Origin of the sequence: Brevibacillus sp. BD137, assembly GCF_041644655.1 — a bacterium.
Classification (GTDB): Bacteria; Bacillota; Bacilli; order Brevibacillales; family Brevibacillaceae; genus Brevibacillus; species Brevibacillus brevis_D.
On the sequence record NZ_JAOTNO010000011.1, the window covers coordinates 120,863 to 135,482 of the forward strand.

Here is a 14,620-nt window from a genome sequence, read left to right on the forward strand (position 1 = left end):
CCCAGTTACTTCTATTAATAAGGAATACCATTCAAAGAATGGGTCTTGTCTATCATAACATGCTTTGACCCTATCAGGGGAAGAAACCCCGTAAGTTATTAAGTTGTTCTAATATGTGAGGGTACCTCTTTAGACCAGGTACTAAATTTCGTCAGAAAAAGCCAGAGACGTAGTGTCCCTGGCTTTTATTATTTTGCCGAATGACTATTTTTTAGCTGGTTTTTCCGGCAACGATGCAGCTTGCACCGCTTTTTCCTTATTCGGAGTTTCTGCTTTCGCTAGAACAGGAGCACTGAGACGCTTGGCGCCTACATAACGCTTGCTCCAGTAGTATGGATCGTTCAACTTGGTGTTGACGACTCCACGACCAGATTCCGAGTGCACGAATGTGCCGTCTCCGATGTAGATACCCACGTGAGAAATGCTGCGACCGTTTGTATTGAAGAATACGAGATCGCCTGGCTGCAAATCTTTTCTGTCTACCTCTGTACCTAATTCGTACTGGGAAGCAGAATTGTGAGGCAGGTCTACACCTAACGCATCAAATACGTAGCGTGTGAAACCGGAGCAGTCAAAGCCCTTTTTGGACGAGCCGGAAGATTTGTAAGGGGTACCGTACAAGTCACTGACAACTTCATGGAGAGTATTCTCCTCAGCAGCCTGTGCAGCGCCTGCCCCCATAGCAAGTAATCCAGCCATAAATAAAGATAAAACCATCTTGCGCAAAAGAAACTGCTCCCTTCGTGAGCCTACGAGGTTAGCTGAAGGGTTCGGTCGAAAGGACGCCCTAGGCTGCTAGGAGTAGCAACCATTCACCCCAAAAACGTGGTTCCCCCGTTTCCGCTAAGCGGAATTCGGCTATTTTTCGATGTTTTTTTACACGCACTCTTACGAAGATTCTACGCCAGTCCTTTTTTTCCTTCTTTTTATCTGTTCATTCACATATTCGTCACAAAGATAGCGTCAAATGCTGTAACGTTTTCGTTCGACAGTGCAAGCCGCCTTTCGACGTGGGTTTATTCCTGCCTTGCTGGAGAGCTCGTCCGATTAAGGCAGGAAAATGTCTCCGTCCAAGGACGGAGGGAAAAACCAACCGCACGCCCGTTATGGGAAGCCTATACCGAGGGCTACAATAAGGGCATAACGTTCCACAAGCACCACATGCAAAACGAATGGAGGTAAGCGAGTAATGAGCGAACGGTCTGGCAAAGTACTACTCGGGCTGGTTCTGCTGCTAGTCGGTGGGTTGGTTCTTCTCGATCTGGTGGGTATCGATATCGGAGACTTGCTCGGGTTTATCATTCCCGGCGTGATCATGATATACGGTGCCAAAAAGATCATGGGACAAACCGGTTCACGATTTTGGGGAATCCTGGTCTTCCTATTCGGGTTCCTGATGTTGATTGGCAAGCTTGACCTACTGTTTCACGCGCTTCTGGCCATTGGGGTGATTTATCTGGGATATCGCTTACTGCGTCCCAGCCAAGAACCTAAACAAGCGCCACCTGCTTGGGAGCGTGAATGGGCCCAAAAAGTATTAAAGGAAGATACGCTGGACACTTGGGAGAGAGATGTAAGAAGACGCCCACAGTAACGCCAATGTCGCAAGAGTCTTTTGGATGAACAATATGATGTGATATGATGAGGAGGAAAAAATAATGAGTATCTTTAAACGTTTGCGTGACCTGACAGTAGCTTCGGTAAATGATGCATTGGATTCGATGGAAGATCCGGTAGTAATGCTGAATCAATATATGCGTGACATGGAAGTAGAAATCGGACAAGTTGAAGTAGCGGTTGCCCGTCAGGTTGCTCTGGAAAAGAAATTCCGTCAGCAATTGGACGAAGCCAATGCTCTGATTGAAAAACGTGATCGCCAAGTTAAGCTCGCCCTGACTGAAGGAGAAGACGAGTTGGCTCGTCGAGCACTCGCTGACAAGAAGCAGTACGAAGGCCGTGCAGCGGAATATGAAACTCTCTACCTGTCAGCATCCGAGTCAGCTACGCAAATGCGCGAGAAGCTGGCTGAGCTGAAGGAAGAGTTCTATAAAATGCGTGCGAAAAAGTTCACACTGATGGCACGTGCACAAGTAGCTCGTACACAAAAGCAAGTCAATCAAGCAGTTGTCGGTATCGGCAATCAGTCCGCAGGCCGTGGCTTCGCTCGCATGGAAGAGAAAGTCATGCGCATGGAAGCAGAAGCGCAAATGAGCGGGCAATGGCGCCAAACGAACCGCGCTTGGGAAAACGCTTTGTCTGAGCTGGAAAAGGATGATATCGATGCAGAACTTGCCAGCATCAAAGCATCCATTAATGAAGTAAAAACACCGGTAGCCAAACCAGTACAATCCTAATTCAACAGGAACTGGGGGACAAGGTGTAGAATAGATTGTGTCAATTCGGCAGCCTGTGTACATCAGGCTGCTTTTCCCCTAGGAGGTACGATTCTTGCAGGACTTCTTGGTCTTTTTGCGGCGGTTTATCGCTGAGCCTGGACGCGTCGGTAGTATCATCCCCAGCTCTCGTTTTTTATGTGAGCAAATGTTGAAAAGCGTCGATTGGGCTTCAACCGATGTGATCCTGGAGCTGGGACCTGGTACAGGGGCATTTACCCAAACGATCTATCAGCGCTTGCATCCCGGCACACAGTACGTGCTCGTGGAACGAGATTCCCAATTTCGCTCTATGCTTCAATCACGTTTTCCCGATCTTCCTATCAGGGAGGAAGCGACTAAACTTAGGTCTTACTTGGAGGAGCAGGACCTTGCAGGTGCAGATGTCATTATCTCAGGTCTGCCATTCGCCAATTTTCCACAAGAGCAGCGGGCAGCAATTCTGGACGAAGTTCAATCTGTACTGAAGCCAGGGGGCCTATTTATTACATTCCAATATTCGCTACAACTCCAAGCTGAGTTGCAGGATCGTTTTCCCTGGGTCAAGATCGACTTTACCCTGTTGAACATTCCGCCTGCATTCATCTATACATGTCGTAATGGACAAAGTGAAAACGATCAGCGTGGGGCGTGAGAGAGGAGACTTTTGTGAAACTGTCCCGTTTACACAAAATGTTGGCTGGTGTCCTGATTATTTTTACGGGAATCGGTCTTTTATTAGACAGTTTGGGCATCATATCGTTCGGTCTGTTTGATTTGTGGCCGATGGTGCTTATTTATTTTGGACTTCGTTTGTGGGGGAATAAAAATCGGATTGGCGGAGGGATTCTATTCTCTCTGGGGACCATCATCGCGACGGACATGTGGTTTGGTGTCGGGATTGATGATTTGTTCCAGATTGCAGTACCAATCGTGTTTATTTATTTCGGCTTTCAGTTGATTCGGGGCAAGAACAGCAGACGAGATCGCCATGTGAATCAACCATTGGGAGAGAGTGGGACCCCATCTGCTGCGGAGACGATTTTGACTAGTGATGCGAGTGTCCCGAATGACGTGAACGTTTCAACAGCGGAACGCCCTTGGCAAGACAACTGGAACAAATGGAAGCATGTTGGTGGCAAAATTCCTCATCACGAAAAAATGTCTTCATCACCTGACGACATGTTGCCAAAAGATTCCCGCAGTTCTCTGATTGGGGATTATCACCTGACTTCCGGGCGTTTTGAACTGAGTTACTTGCATGTCTGGCATGGAATCGGGGATGTTGTGATTGATCTTTCTCGCGCAGTGTTGATGCGGGATGAGGCGTTTCTTGTCGTAGAGGGCTGGGTAGGCGATGTGACGATTTATGTGCCTATCGATCTTCCTGTATCGGTAACGGCAGGCTTGAGTATTGGTGACCTGGAGGTGCTAAGCCACCGGCAGGGAGGTATCAATCGCAGTGTTAAGATTCGTTCTGATCAGTATGATGAAGCATTGCAAAAAGTAAACTTGCATATCTCGCTGCTTGTCGGCGATATAAAAGTCAAGTACATCTAGGAGGTACTGGCGGATGCGTCGACAGCGATTGGCAAGTATTCAGTGGCAATACGTGCGCTATGGCATGTTACTGGCCGTCAGTGCAATTACTGCCGCGTTTATTTGTTTCTTTTGGCTATACTTTTTATGGAAAGATCACCCCGGGATTCATCGGTGGTACAACGAAATAATGAGCGACCGCAACCTTGTGAAGTGGCTGGCAGAATATATAGGCATCAATCTGCCTACCGATCCAGAGGGCTTGATTCAGCTTGCTGCTTTTGTTGTTTCTTTGCCGGCAGGTGTCTTAGTGGCATTGATCATTTCCTATATCATCGGTAATTTGTTGAAAAAAAGACTCAGTGTACTGTGGGAAGCTGCCATGAAGCTTGGACGCGGGATGCTGTCATATCGGGTTCCCGAATTGGGCGTCGATGAAGTCGGCGAATTAGGATGGCAGATCAATCGCTTGGCTTCGCAATGGGAAGAGCAAGTAGCATCTTTGCAGCGGTTGTCGAACCACAATGCGGCTCTCGCAGAGCAATTAAAGCATGCAGCAGTAACTGAGGAGCGACAGAGATTGGCGAGAGAACTGCATGACGCAGTCAGCCAGCAGCTGTTCGCCATCGCCATGACGACTGCGGCGATGAAGCGGCTTGTCGAAAAAAATCCTCAGCGTGCAGCCCAACAGATTGAATTGGTCGAAGAGATGGCAGCAGCTGCACAAGCAGAGATGAGGGCATTGCTCTTGCACCTTCGCCCGGCAACGTTACAAAACAAGTCATTGAAGGAAGCTATTTTGGAACTTTTAGATGAGCTGACGCGTAAAAATACCATGCAGCTCACTTGGGAGATCGAAGACGTCGAAGGCTTGCCGAGTGGAATTGAGGATCATTTGTTCCGTATTTTGCAGGAGTCCTTGTCCAATACATTGAGGCATGCCAGAGCTACCCAGATTACAGTGAAGCTATTTACACTGCAAGAGCAGGTTCGCCTGCGAGTAACGGATGACGGTGTTGGTTTTGATCCGGATGGGGAGAAAATGACATCCTACGGTTTGCGTAGCATGCAAGAGCGCGTAGCAGAGGTTGGAGGCTCCATGGAGATTTACTCGGCGATTGGGAAGGGGACGCAAATTGAGGTGCGTATTCCTATAGTGTTACAGACGGAACGGGAAGGGTGAAGGCTCGGTGATTCGGGTACTACTGGTAGATGATCACGAAATGGTTCGGATGGGTCTGGCTGCTTATTTGTCTACAGAGGACGATATTGAAGTCGTAGCAGAGGCAGGCAGTGGGGAAGAAGGGGTGCGAATGACGCAAGAACTGCTCCCAGATGTCGTTCTGATGGATTTGGTCATGGAAGGCATCGGCGGTGTGGAAGCGACTCGACGTATTCGTGAAAGCTGCCCTTCCAGTAAGGTTATTGTCTTGACTAGCTTTATTGATGACGAAAAGGTATATCCGGTCATTGAAGCGGGGGCATTCAGCTACTTGCTAAAGACTTCGCGTGCAGCCGAGATTGCAAAAGCAATTCGCTCAGCTGCGGCGGGTGAACCAGTTCTGGAATCGAGGGTAGCAGGAAAAATCATGGCCCGTTTCCGTCACGGTCAAGAGTCTCATCCACATGAACAGCTGACGCCGCGCGAGTTGGAGGTTTTGAAGCTAATCGGTCAGGGCAAGTCCAACCAAGAAATTGCTGATGAGCTGATTATCGGGATCAAAACAGTCAAGACTCATGTCAGCAACATTCTTGCCAAGCTGAACGTGGAGGATCGCACGCAAGCGGCCATTTACGTCCATACACATAGCTTAGGTTAATCACATAGCATCATGTATAAGTAAACGCGCCAAATAGCTCCTCAGTAAACAGGGGCTTTTTCGCGTGTTTACTTGTTTAAACCGTTTTCTTGTATGCAAACCGTGAGTTTTTTTCGTAGATGTGGTAAAGATAGTAAGTAACGAATGAGAGATAACGGAAAGGAGGGACGGGCTATGAGGCACAAACCTCAAACACGCTCCAAGGTGCTTTCGGCTGACAATGGTGTGGATATCGTTGGGGATGTTCACGGCTGTTACGACGAATTTATAGAATTGCTCAAACGCTTGGGATATGAACGAGCCCCAGACGGTACATATCGCCATCCCCACGGCCGAAAGCTCCTTTCCCTCGGTGATATCACGAGTCGTGGACCTTACTCAATCAAAATGCTGCAATTTTTTCACCAGCATGTCACGGCAGGCCTGGCTGAGATGGTAGATAGTAACCACGGGTGGAAAGTAGCCCGCTGGTTGGATGGCAGACCAGTGACATTGGCTCACGGAGATGAAAAGGTAGAAGAGGAGATTCGGTTGTATCAGCAAGAATACGGACCGAAGAAGGCCTCCTTACTGCGTGAGCAGAGCCGTAGATTACTATTTTCTTCTCCTTCGCACATGATCATCAAACAAAATGAAAAAATAGTAGCGGTCGCCGTTCATGCGGGGATTCGCGATGTTTACATAGGGATGGATTCGCCTGCGGTCTACACGTTTTGCCGATATGGCGATGTAGCAGGGACAGGGCCGGATGGGCGCCCGATCCGCAGAGAATGGGCAAAAGAACGAAAAGTGACTTCGCCCATCATCGTATGGGGACATGATCCGCATCCAGAACCAAAACGAAAAAATGGCACCATCAACATCGACCAAGGATGTGTGTTCGGCGGAAAGTTAACCGCCTACCGCTATCCAGAGGACGAATTGGTGAGTGTGCCAGCAAAAAGAAACTATTCGGGTTTAACGGATACGCCGCTGACCCGTTTTAAGGCAGAAGATTAAACGGAGACATTATGTTACGGTTTGAGCTTTTCGAATAAACGCTTCAGGATGACAGCATGTGCCCAGAGCGGCAGAGGTTGGTCAGGCTGCTGACGCCATTGTTCGTCTGTTAAAAAGCCTTGATCATACAGCCAGTTGACGGCTTCCTGCTTCCAGTCAGCGCCGTTTCCGGGAGAAGTGGTGGGAGCAAGGGTAGGTGCTGTAGTAGGTTTTGGATTTGAAGTAGGTGTCGTAGGGGGCTGGTAGGGAAGTTTAGCGTACGTGCAAAATGCCCGGACTACCCCTTCCGCGAGATCTCGCCAATCCTGCTGTAGTTTATTTGCGTCCAACGCATTGTCGGCAAAGCCATACTCGACGATGACCGTCTCCACGCTACCAGTCTCCCGGTGCATGAAGTAGTAATCGAGTCGCGGATTATCTGGCAGAGTCCGCGTAAAAATGCGTCGATTCGGCATCCCCTCCGCTGTCAGGGCATCCTGGATCAATTGGGGAAAGGTTGGGGAGCCATAAATCGAGTAAATGACCTCGGAGCCCCGGCCGCCACCTGAGTTAATATGGTTGGATATGCAGTAGCGAGCACTGCTGTTTCGAACCAGAGCAGTCCGAGCCTCACTTGTCAGAGTCACATCGGTTGTCCGTGTGATCGCGACAGGAATATTTAGAGCCAAAAAGCGATTATATTGGTAAAGCGATATTTGCAAATTCATATCTTTCTCGGTAAATTGCGTGTTGTTACCTCCGCCTGGATCGCTGCCACCGTGTCCAGCGTCCAGAATCACAATTGGAGTCATGGTTGTTTCACCTCTTGCTATTAGAATATGCTTGAGACAAGGATGTTGTTGAGGGCAGTGTTCTCATTTTCCAAGTTTTCTAATCACAATTTACAGAAGATAGCTCAACTATGGTACAATAAAAGAGTTCATAATTACGTATAGAGGATGGTAATGTATTGATGGCTTGGTACAACTGGGTAATTCCAATTGTTACATTGTTAATCGGTCTCGCTGGTGGATTTTATGGAGGGACTTATTTATTGAAAAAACAAATGTCCAACATGCAAATGGACGACAAGCAGCTTCAAGCCATGGCCCGCTCAATGGGGATGAATCTAAATCAAAAGCAGCTCAAACAAATGAGTCGTACGATGAAAAACATGAAAATGCCAAATAAATTCGGGAAGTAGCGTGAAAGGGAGTGTCGTTTGATGGGGGCGACCCGGCTGCGCTACACGATGATCGGTTTTATTGTCGGTGTGTTTATCGTGTACTTGAAAGACCTGCCGCTTGCCGAAGGAACTCGGTTTGCGGCCCCTTTTTACGGAGCGGGGATTGGACTGCTCATTGACGGCATTATTTTACGTATGAAAAAAAGAAAACAAGAGTAGGGGAAGAGCCTGGCGAAGGATGCCAGGCTTTTTTCTGTTGGAAAGGGACTTATTTTTCAAGAGAATCAGCAAAATACTGGACGATAAAATCACAGAACTGGCGTGCTGCCAGGGAGAGGTATCTTTTTTCGTGGCGAATCATTTGAAAATATCGCTGGCAAATCGGGTGTTTGATCGGAAGCATGACAAGGTGAGGGTCTTCCTCTCGACTGATACAGCCATAGAGGGCGATACCAAGACCTGCCCGGACCAGCTTTTTGATAGAGCCGGGATCATCTACCCGACAAGCGAATTTGGGGGTAACCCCCGCTTTTTGAAAGAACTGATCATACAGCATTTGGATGGGAAAGTCCTCCCGGTAGCCGATAAAGGACTCTTCAGCCAGCTCGCTTAGTTGAATGCTGGTTTGCTTGGCTAAGTGATGTGTGCGTGGGACAGCTACATGAATATCTTCTTTCAATACAGGCGTTGTCAAAATATCCGGTAGCTTGATCGGCAAATGCGTGAAGCAAATATCCACTTCGCCTGACTCCAAAAGGAGTGCCATTTCTTCCATGGTGGCTTGCGTGATCTGGAAATGCACATCGGGATGGAGTGCGAGAAACTTGCCCAACGGTTCTGATAATAGATCCAAGGTCGACGTTGCCAGATGAATACGACCATGCTCCATTCCGGCTAGATCCGATACGACTTTTTGACCTTCCTCTAACAAGTTCAGTGCTTTATCTACACGCTCCAAATACGCCTTCCCAAATGTATTTAGCCGAATTCGTCCTCGCTCGCGATCAAATAACGGAACCCCGACATCCTCTTCCAACCGAGCAATGGTTTTGCTGAGAGCAGGCTGAGCAATCCGCAGCTCTTGGGCGGCTTTCGTCATATGCTGCCACTTGGCCACTGTTCGGAAATAGTGCAATTGCAACAATTCCATTCGATTCAACTCCATATACTCAGGTATATCAACTACATGTCAGAAGATATATTTTTGTTTATTTTAAAATCATTATAAACTACATCTAGCAAGGCCAACAATCACCTTCCCGGGAAGAAATCGGTGATAACGAGAGGTGTCTTTCCAATATGCAAACCGAACCACAACAACAATCTGCTGAAAAAGTTCTTCGCGTACTCGTGTTTACGCTCATGATTACGGTGATGAGTGCTACGATGTTCAATATCGTGTTACCGCAAATCAGGACGGAGTTTCATTTATCCTTTAGCCAAGTAAGTTGGGTGACGTCTGCCTTTTTGTTAATCTATGCGGTTGGAACCGTGATGTACGGAAAGCTAGCTGATTCCTACAAGCTCAAGCATTTGCTTACATTCGGATTGATTCTATTTGCCATCGGCTCCGTTATCGGTTTTTTCGCCGATAATTATGGCATGGTGCTTTTTGGGAGAATTGTGCAGGCAGCAGGAGCTGCTGTTGTTCCGGCGACGTCTTCCATTATTCCGGTGCGTTATTTTCCCCCAGAGAGTAGGGGCCGAGCTCTAGGAATCTCCATGACCGGGATGGCAATCGGTAGCGCATTAGGTCCCGTTCTTTCCTCTTTGCTGGTCAGTCTGCTCGATTGGAGATGGCTGTTCTGCATGCCGTTGTTCACACTCTTTGCCGTGCCTTTTTTCCGTAAGTATTTGGAGGAGGAGGAGCGGGAAGCCGTCAAAATGGACTGGATCGGTGGTGGGCTTCTCGCCATAACGATTGCATTGCTTCTGCTAGCTATTACGAATCAGAGCTTGTTGCTCGCACTGGGGTGCATCCTCTCATTCCTTCTGTTCCTGGTAAGGATTCGGACGACTGCAGAACCATTTATTCGCCCTGGCTTATTCCGGAGTAAACGCTATTCGCTCGGGCTGGTCATTGCCTTTTTGATGATAGGTAGCGGCTATTCGTTCGCTTTTCTTAGTCCACAGTTGTTGGCCGATGTGAATCATCTGGCACCGGGGCTCATTGGCTTTGTCATGGTACCAGGAGCAATTGTGACCGCGTTCTTGGGGAAAAAGGCTGGGATTCTTGCAGATAAGAAAGGGAATTCGTATTTATTTTACACAGCGTCTGTGCTACTTTTGAGCAGCTTTGTCCTTTTCTCTTCCTTTGCGGGGGTTTCCCCGTTCTTCATTGCCGTTTTTCTGATTTTTGGCAATGTCGGACTATCGTTTATGATGATTTCGATGTCAAACGCAATCTCACAGTCGTTACCAAAGGAACAGATCGGCGTCGGGATGGGACTGTTGGCAATGCTGAACTTTATTGCAGGTGCACTTGCAGCTACCCTGTACGGCAAGTCGATTGATGGAGGAGCTGCTGTAAGCTGGAATCTGCTCAATAGCTATCCAGGAGCGTCGGTCTATAGCAATATTTACTCCGCTTTAGTGCTCGTGATACTGGGTCTCGCTTGCCTTTATTACAGACAGTTCAGCCGCAGCTCGATGAGAGGGCTCAATTAATTTGCTAATTAAAATTATTTTTATTACTAGCCTCCATTGACAACCGGATATAAATCAAATAAAATTTCAAACAATAATAACAATAACGCGAAGAACGGGAACAGTAAGTGGTTTGATCTGTTTAGAGAGCTGCGGGACGGTGCAACGCAGTCAGAGAAGCCAGTGAAGCTCGCCCGGGAGCGGCAGGACTGAACAAGATGTAGCGCTGCATCGAGAAGTAAGTTCTGACGGTTAACCTCCGTGATCGGGTTGTGCTGATCGACTAGGATCAGTACATGAGGTGGACTTCTGGCGAACAGCTGGGGTCAACGAGAGTGGTACCGCGATAGACAAGGTCTGTCGTCTCTTCGATAGAGACGGCAGGCCTTTTTTGATTTTCATAACGACATAGAACAAATGCGAAGAACGGGAGCTAGTAAAGCGAATTTCTTGTCCAGAGAGCTGCGGGTAGGTGCGACGCAGTCAGGAAATGCTCGAATCTCACCCGGGAGCGGCAAGGTTGAAAACGTTCAGTAGACCTTGACGGATCGTCCCACGTCATCGGGACAGCGAGGTGGATTCTCTTCTGAAAAAGAGGGGATCAACGAGAGTGGTACCGCGGCAGCGAAAAGCCTGTCGTCTCTTGTATATGGAGACGGTGGGCTTTTTTTATTACGAAAAAAACGACTAAAAATTGAGGAGGCAATACCCATGACAAAACGAATCCATATTTTTGATACGACACTGCGTGACGGAGAGCAAGCGCCAGGAGCGTCTCTTTCGCCTGAGCAAAAAATCGTGATAGCAAAGCATTTGGCAGACCTCGGTGTGGATGTCATTGAACCGGGCTTTCCCATCTCCAGCCCTGGTGACTTCATGGCGGTGCAACGTATTTCGCAAGAGGTTCACGGCGTGGAAATCTGTGGCTTTGCTCGTGCGGTGAAAGAGGACATCGACGCTGCCGTTCGGGCTACACAAGCGGCAGAGCGTCGCAGACTCCACATGTTCCTGTCATCCTCCAGTATTCATTTGGACTTCCAACTCCGCAAGTCGAGAGAGCAGGTGATTAAGATCGCCCGCGAGATGATTGCGTATAGCAAACAATTTGTAGACAGGATCGAATTTTCGCCGATGGATGCGACTCGTACAGGTGATGAATTCCTGTTTGAGATGATTGAGGCAGCGATTGAAGAAGGGGCTACCATTATCAACATCCCCGATACGGTAGGGTACGCACTGCCAGAAGAGTATGGAGCTATGTTCACTCGTGTCATGAAAAACGTTCGTGGCAGCGACAAGGTAGAGTTCAGTGCACACTGCCATAATGACCTGGGACTCGCGGTTGCAAACAGTTTGGCTGCGATTCGTGCCGGTGTCACCCAAGTCGAAGTAACGGTCAACGGGGTCGGTGAGCGAGCCGGGAACTGCTCCTTGGAAGAGCTGGTGATGGCCATTGAGACGCGCAAAGAAGCACTGGATGCCGAGACTGGCATCAGACCGGAGTACATTTACACCACTTCACAAAAGGTGAGCCGTGCCATGAGCTTCCCGATTGCTTTCAACAAACCAATTGTCGGTCGCAATGCCTTTCAACACGAAGCGGGAATTCATCAGGATGGTCTCTTAAAAGAGCGCAGCACCTACGAAATCATGGACCCGGAGAGATTGGGCGTGCCTCGCAACATGATCATTCTCGGAAAACATTCCGGTCGCCATGCCATTAAGCACCGTGTAAACGAATTCGGGATACAGCTGACCGATGAACAGATGGAGACACTGTACGTCCAATTTAAAGAGCTGGCTGACAAGCAAAAAGTTGTTCAGGATCATCAATTGCTTGAACTCGTGGGACATACCGTGAACGCAGTACTGGAGCCATTCACACTCGTAAATGCGCAAGTACTCACCGGAACATCCGGACATCGCATGGCTTCCTGCACCATTACGAACAATGTAACAGGAGAAGAACAAGCATACTCTGGCACGGGAGAAGGACCTGTTGAGGCATTGGTGGCAGGCATCAAGCAGGCACTGCCGTTCGATGTGGAGTTTACGGACATGGAGCTGTATTCATTGTCGTCGGGAGAGCATGCGACAGGCGAAGCGATCGTGACGGTCAGCGCCAACGGAAGTCATTTTAAAGGAGTTGCCGAGCATCGAGATGTACTGATGGCGGTCGCGCAGGCGTTTATGGCAGCGAGCAATCAGGCGGTGCGTGATCATCAAGCAAAGGCTGTAACAGCCGGGGCTAGCTAAGAGCCAAAACATAAAAAGTCAGCCTGAAAACCTTGCTGTTTTATCACCATAGCAAGGTTTTTTTGTATGTTTGTAACCATAGTTTGACCGGGGAAACCGATTGTTTGACGGATAGTCGCTGTTCAGATGATTGTCTTTTTGTGGAGGAAACTGGAAATAAAATGTAACCTTTTGTAAGCTCGTGCGAATAATGCAAATGAGAAGCAGGAAACAAATCTGAGGAGGAAAGAATAGATGAAAAAATGGAATCGGGCAGTTATGTCAGTCATGGCGGCAACTCTTCTGACAGCCACGCCAGCATGGGCGGCTCAAGCTGGGAAGACTTCAGCCAGCCATACGGGAGTGGCGGTGGATGCGACAGCGCAGGCCATGGCCCAAAAAACAATCGACAAGCTGTCAGAGCTACTGCCATATATGAAAGAGCTCACTGTTCAGAAAATGGACATAGATGAAACAAGCGATGCTGTCATGGTAGAACGAAAAAAGGGAGACGGTAAAAAAACTCCCCGGATGGTCATTTTTCTGGACAAGAAGACAGGGGACATCAACAGCTTTGGTTATGAGACAGATGAACCGGATGACAAGGAGCTTCCGTTGGACGTCCAGAAGGAAAAAGCGGATGCATTTTTGAAAGCTTTACTGGGAGACGCGGCGAAGATGTACCAATATAATCCGCAAAAGTCAGAGCAATTGGGCGGTCCCGCATATCGGTTAGTCATAAACGGGGTTCCGCATCATGATGAAAAAATGTCTTTGGGTCTGAATGGGAATGGGGAGGTCGTCTCTCTGATCAGCAACGTTGGGCAGATCTCCAAGCAGATTGATCCTGCTTCCCTTCCGAAACCAGAAGAAGCGATGTCTTTAGAAGAGGCAGAAAAAGCAGTCGCAGGACTGATGACACCTGTATATCGTTCGAATAACCGCAGTGGCTTGATGTTGACCTATCAGGTCTCCTGGTCCGGATTCTTGGATGCCAAGTCGGGTAAATCAGTCGAGACTGAACATGCAAGATTTTACCATGAACCCAATCTTTCAGCTCCTGCTATTCCAGTTTCGCCGCAGGGCCAAAAGTTGACTGCAAAGGATAAGGATGAAGCTGCGAGCCATTTGAAAAATCTTATTGGCTTTGACACAACCGGAGCTACTTTTACTGAAATGGTCCCCAAAAATGTGCCAAATGGGGATGTGAAGGAATTTCAATGGAAAAAAGGGGATCAAGTCGCCAGCGTACGAGTAAAAACCACGAATGGTCAAGTCGTTGCTCTGTATTTGGAGGACGATTCTAAAGAGCCCAGCAAAAATGTATCCATCGAAGAAGCTCAAAAGACAGCCCTGAAAGTGCTACAAACTTATTTGCATACCGATACAAAAGCAGTGGTACTGGACAAGGATTTCCGACTGAAGCAATCCGATCATTACTTCTTCGATTTTTTCAACACGATAAAAGGCATCCCGGTTGGGGATCAATCTTATAGAGTTGAGATTAACAGTGAGACAGGCAAACTCATGGGCCTGTTTGGAGAATTCGATCCCAGCGCAGTCACCTATCCCGATCCAGCCAAGGCAGTCTCACCAGAGAAAGCTGCCAAAGAGTATCTGAAGCATCACCCATTGGAACTGATGTACTATGCTCCGGTCATAGACCGTGAAAGTTCGGAGTCCACGATACTGGTTTACAAGCCACAAGAGAATGACTATATGTTAGAGTACGTAGACGCCCTGACTGGGGAGTCTATCCAAAACCCAAGAAAGAAGAAATAAGGGAGTGCCGTGCTTGCTTTCAATAATGGAGCAAGCACACTTGTTTTGTGTAAAGGAGGGAA

Annotated in this window: 15 protein-coding genes, 1 riboswitch and 2 other annotated features; of the genes, 12 read left to right on the forward strand and 3 right to left on the reverse strand. The window is 48.2% G+C overall.

Annotated features, from left to right (window positions below; translation table 11 throughout):
• Positions 1–204 precede the first annotated feature (204 nt).
• The gene (locus ODZ53_RS21745; protein ID WP_012684733.1) at positions 205–726 is read right to left on the reverse strand and encodes a C40 family peptidase; all 522 of its coding nucleotides are present in this window, start codon (positions 724–726) and stop codon (positions 205–207) included.
• Between the two features lie 4 nt (positions 727–730).
• Positions 731–870, reverse strand: a riboswitch (cyclic di-AMP (ydaO/yuaA leader).
• A 319-nt stretch (positions 871–1,189) separates the two neighbouring features.
• Between ODZ53_RS21745 and ODZ53_RS21750 the strand changes: the two genes are divergently transcribed.
• The 7 genes from ODZ53_RS21750 to prpE all read left to right on the forward strand — a co-directional run bounded on the left by ODZ53_RS21750 (position 1,190) and on the right by prpE (position 6,730).
• On the forward strand, positions 1,190–1,594 hold the full coding sequence (locus tag ODZ53_RS21750) for a LiaF transmembrane domain-containing protein (RefSeq protein WP_012684734.1): 405 nt from the start codon (positions 1,190–1,192) through the stop codon (positions 1,592–1,594).
• 64 nt (positions 1,595–1,658) lie between these two features.
• Positions 1,659–2,354: a PspA/IM30 family protein gene (locus tag ODZ53_RS21755; protein ID WP_372679967.1), complete on the forward strand. Its 696-nt coding sequence runs from the start codon at positions 1,659–1,661 to the stop codon at positions 2,352–2,354.
• Between the two features lie 94 nt (positions 2,355–2,448).
• A complete protein-coding gene (locus ODZ53_RS21760; protein ID WP_372679969.1) occupies positions 2,449–3,027 on the forward strand; it encodes a class I SAM-dependent methyltransferase in 579 nt (192 codons plus the stop codon).
• 14 nt (positions 3,028–3,041) lie between these two features.
• A complete protein-coding gene (liaF, locus tag ODZ53_RS21765; RefSeq protein ID WP_087342583.1) occupies positions 3,042–3,932 on the forward strand; it encodes a cell wall-active antibiotics response protein LiaF in 891 nt (296 codons plus the stop codon).
• A gap of 13 nt (positions 3,933–3,945) precedes the next feature.
• Positions 3,946–5,094 carry a HAMP domain-containing sensor histidine kinase gene (locus tag ODZ53_RS21770; protein ID WP_372679971.1) on the forward strand — a complete coding sequence of 383 codons (1,149 nt, stop codon included), beginning with the start codon at positions 3,946–3,948 and terminating at the stop codon, positions 5,092–5,094.
• Between the two features lie 7 nt (positions 5,095–5,101).
• A complete protein-coding gene (locus ODZ53_RS21775; RefSeq protein WP_016742803.1) occupies positions 5,102–5,731 on the forward strand; it encodes a response regulator in 630 nt (209 codons plus the stop codon).
• A gap of 174 nt (positions 5,732–5,905) precedes the next feature.
• Complete coding sequence (gene prpE / locus ODZ53_RS21780; RefSeq protein ID WP_372679974.1) at positions 5,906–6,730, forward strand: bis(5'-nucleosyl)-tetraphosphatase PrpE; 825 nt, start codon at positions 5,906–5,908, stop codon at positions 6,728–6,730.
• Positions 6,731–6,744: 14 nt separating this feature from the next.
• Here the strand turns inward: prpE and ODZ53_RS21785 are convergent, their stop codons facing one another.
• The gene (locus ODZ53_RS21785; RefSeq protein ID WP_012684741.1) at positions 6,745–7,521 is read right to left on the reverse strand and encodes an N-acetylmuramoyl-L-alanine amidase family protein; all 777 of its coding nucleotides are present in this window, start codon (positions 7,519–7,521) and stop codon (positions 6,745–6,747) included.
• A 161-nt stretch (positions 7,522–7,682) separates the two neighbouring features.
• Between ODZ53_RS21785 and ODZ53_RS21790 the strand changes: the two genes are divergently transcribed.
• Positions 7,683–7,913, forward strand: coding sequence for a YneF family protein (locus ODZ53_RS21790; protein WP_012684742.1), 231 nt, complete (start codon positions 7,683–7,685; stop codon positions 7,911–7,913).
• Between the two features lie 21 nt (positions 7,914–7,934).
• A complete protein-coding gene (locus ODZ53_RS21795; RefSeq protein ID WP_012684743.1) occupies positions 7,935–8,114 on the forward strand; it encodes a hypothetical protein in 180 nt (59 codons plus the stop codon).
• A gap of 49 nt (positions 8,115–8,163) precedes the next feature.
• Here the strand turns inward: ODZ53_RS21795 and ODZ53_RS21800 are convergent, their stop codons facing one another.
• Complete coding sequence (locus ODZ53_RS21800; protein ID WP_372679977.1) at positions 8,164–9,045, reverse strand: LysR family transcriptional regulator; 882 nt, start codon at positions 9,043–9,045, stop codon at positions 8,164–8,166.
• A gap of 149 nt (positions 9,046–9,194) precedes the next feature.
• On the opposite strand from ODZ53_RS21800, the gene ODZ53_RS21805 reads away from it, so the two are divergent.
• The 3 genes from ODZ53_RS21805 to ODZ53_RS21815 all read left to right on the forward strand — a co-directional run bounded on the left by ODZ53_RS21805 (position 9,195) and on the right by ODZ53_RS21815 (position 14,558).
• Positions 9,195–10,562 (forward strand): MFS transporter, encoded by a 1,368-nt coding sequence (locus ODZ53_RS21805; RefSeq protein ID WP_372679979.1) that lies wholly within the window; start codon positions 9,195–9,197, stop codon positions 10,560–10,562.
• Between the two features lie 81 nt (positions 10,563–10,643).
• Positions 10,644–10,912: a binding site (T-box leader), on the forward strand.
• Between the two features lie 42 nt (positions 10,913–10,954).
• Positions 10,955–11,188: a binding site (T-box leader), on the forward strand.
• Between the two features lie 64 nt (positions 11,189–11,252).
• Positions 11,253–12,797 carry a 2-isopropylmalate synthase gene (locus ODZ53_RS21810; RefSeq protein WP_372679981.1) on the forward strand — a complete coding sequence of 515 codons (1,545 nt, stop codon included), beginning with the start codon at positions 11,253–11,255 and terminating at the stop codon, positions 12,795–12,797.
• A gap of 234 nt (positions 12,798–13,031) precedes the next feature.
• Positions 13,032–14,558, forward strand: coding sequence for a YcdB/YcdC domain-containing protein (locus tag ODZ53_RS21815; protein WP_372679983.1), 1,527 nt, complete (start codon positions 13,032–13,034; stop codon positions 14,556–14,558).
• Positions 14,559–14,620: the final 62 nt, after the last annotated feature.

Excerpts from the sequence above, each read along its gene's own strand:
- ODZ53_RS21750 (WP_012684734.1), top strand. The coding sequence starts at position 1,190 with ATGAGCGAACGGTCTGGCAAAGTACTACTCGGGCTGGTTCTGCTGCTA.
- ODZ53_RS21755 (WP_372679967.1), top strand. The coding sequence starts at position 1,659 with ATGAGTATCTTTAAACGTTTGCGTGACCTGACAGTAGCTTCGGTAAAT.
- ODZ53_RS21770 (WP_372679971.1), top strand. The coding sequence starts at position 3,946 with ATGCGTCGACAGCGATTGGCAAGTATTCAGTGGCAATACGTGCGCTAT.
- prpE (WP_372679974.1), top strand. The coding sequence starts at position 5,906 with ATGAGGCACAAACCTCAAACACGCTCCAAGGTGCTTTCGGCTGACAAT.
- ODZ53_RS21785 (WP_012684741.1), bottom strand. The coding sequence starts at position 7,521 with ATGACTCCAATTGTGATTCTGGACGCTGGACACGGTGGCAGCGATCCA.
- ODZ53_RS21790 (WP_012684742.1), top strand. The coding sequence starts at position 7,683 with ATGGCTTGGTACAACTGGGTAATTCCAATTGTTACATTGTTAATCGGT.
- ODZ53_RS21795 (WP_012684743.1), top strand. The coding sequence starts at position 7,935 with ATGGGGGCGACCCGGCTGCGCTACACGATGATCGGTTTTATTGTCGGT.
- ODZ53_RS21800 (WP_372679977.1), bottom strand. The coding sequence starts at position 9,045 with ATGGAATTGTTGCAATTGCACTATTTCCGAACAGTGGCCAAGTGGCAG.
- ODZ53_RS21805 (WP_372679979.1), top strand. The coding sequence starts at position 9,195 with ATGCAAACCGAACCACAACAACAATCTGCTGAAAAAGTTCTTCGCGTA.
- ODZ53_RS21810 (WP_372679981.1), top strand. The coding sequence starts at position 11,253 with ATGACAAAACGAATCCATATTTTTGATACGACACTGCGTGACGGAGAG.
- ODZ53_RS21815 (WP_372679983.1), top strand. The coding sequence starts at position 13,032 with ATGAAAAAATGGAATCGGGCAGTTATGTCAGTCATGGCGGCAACTCTT.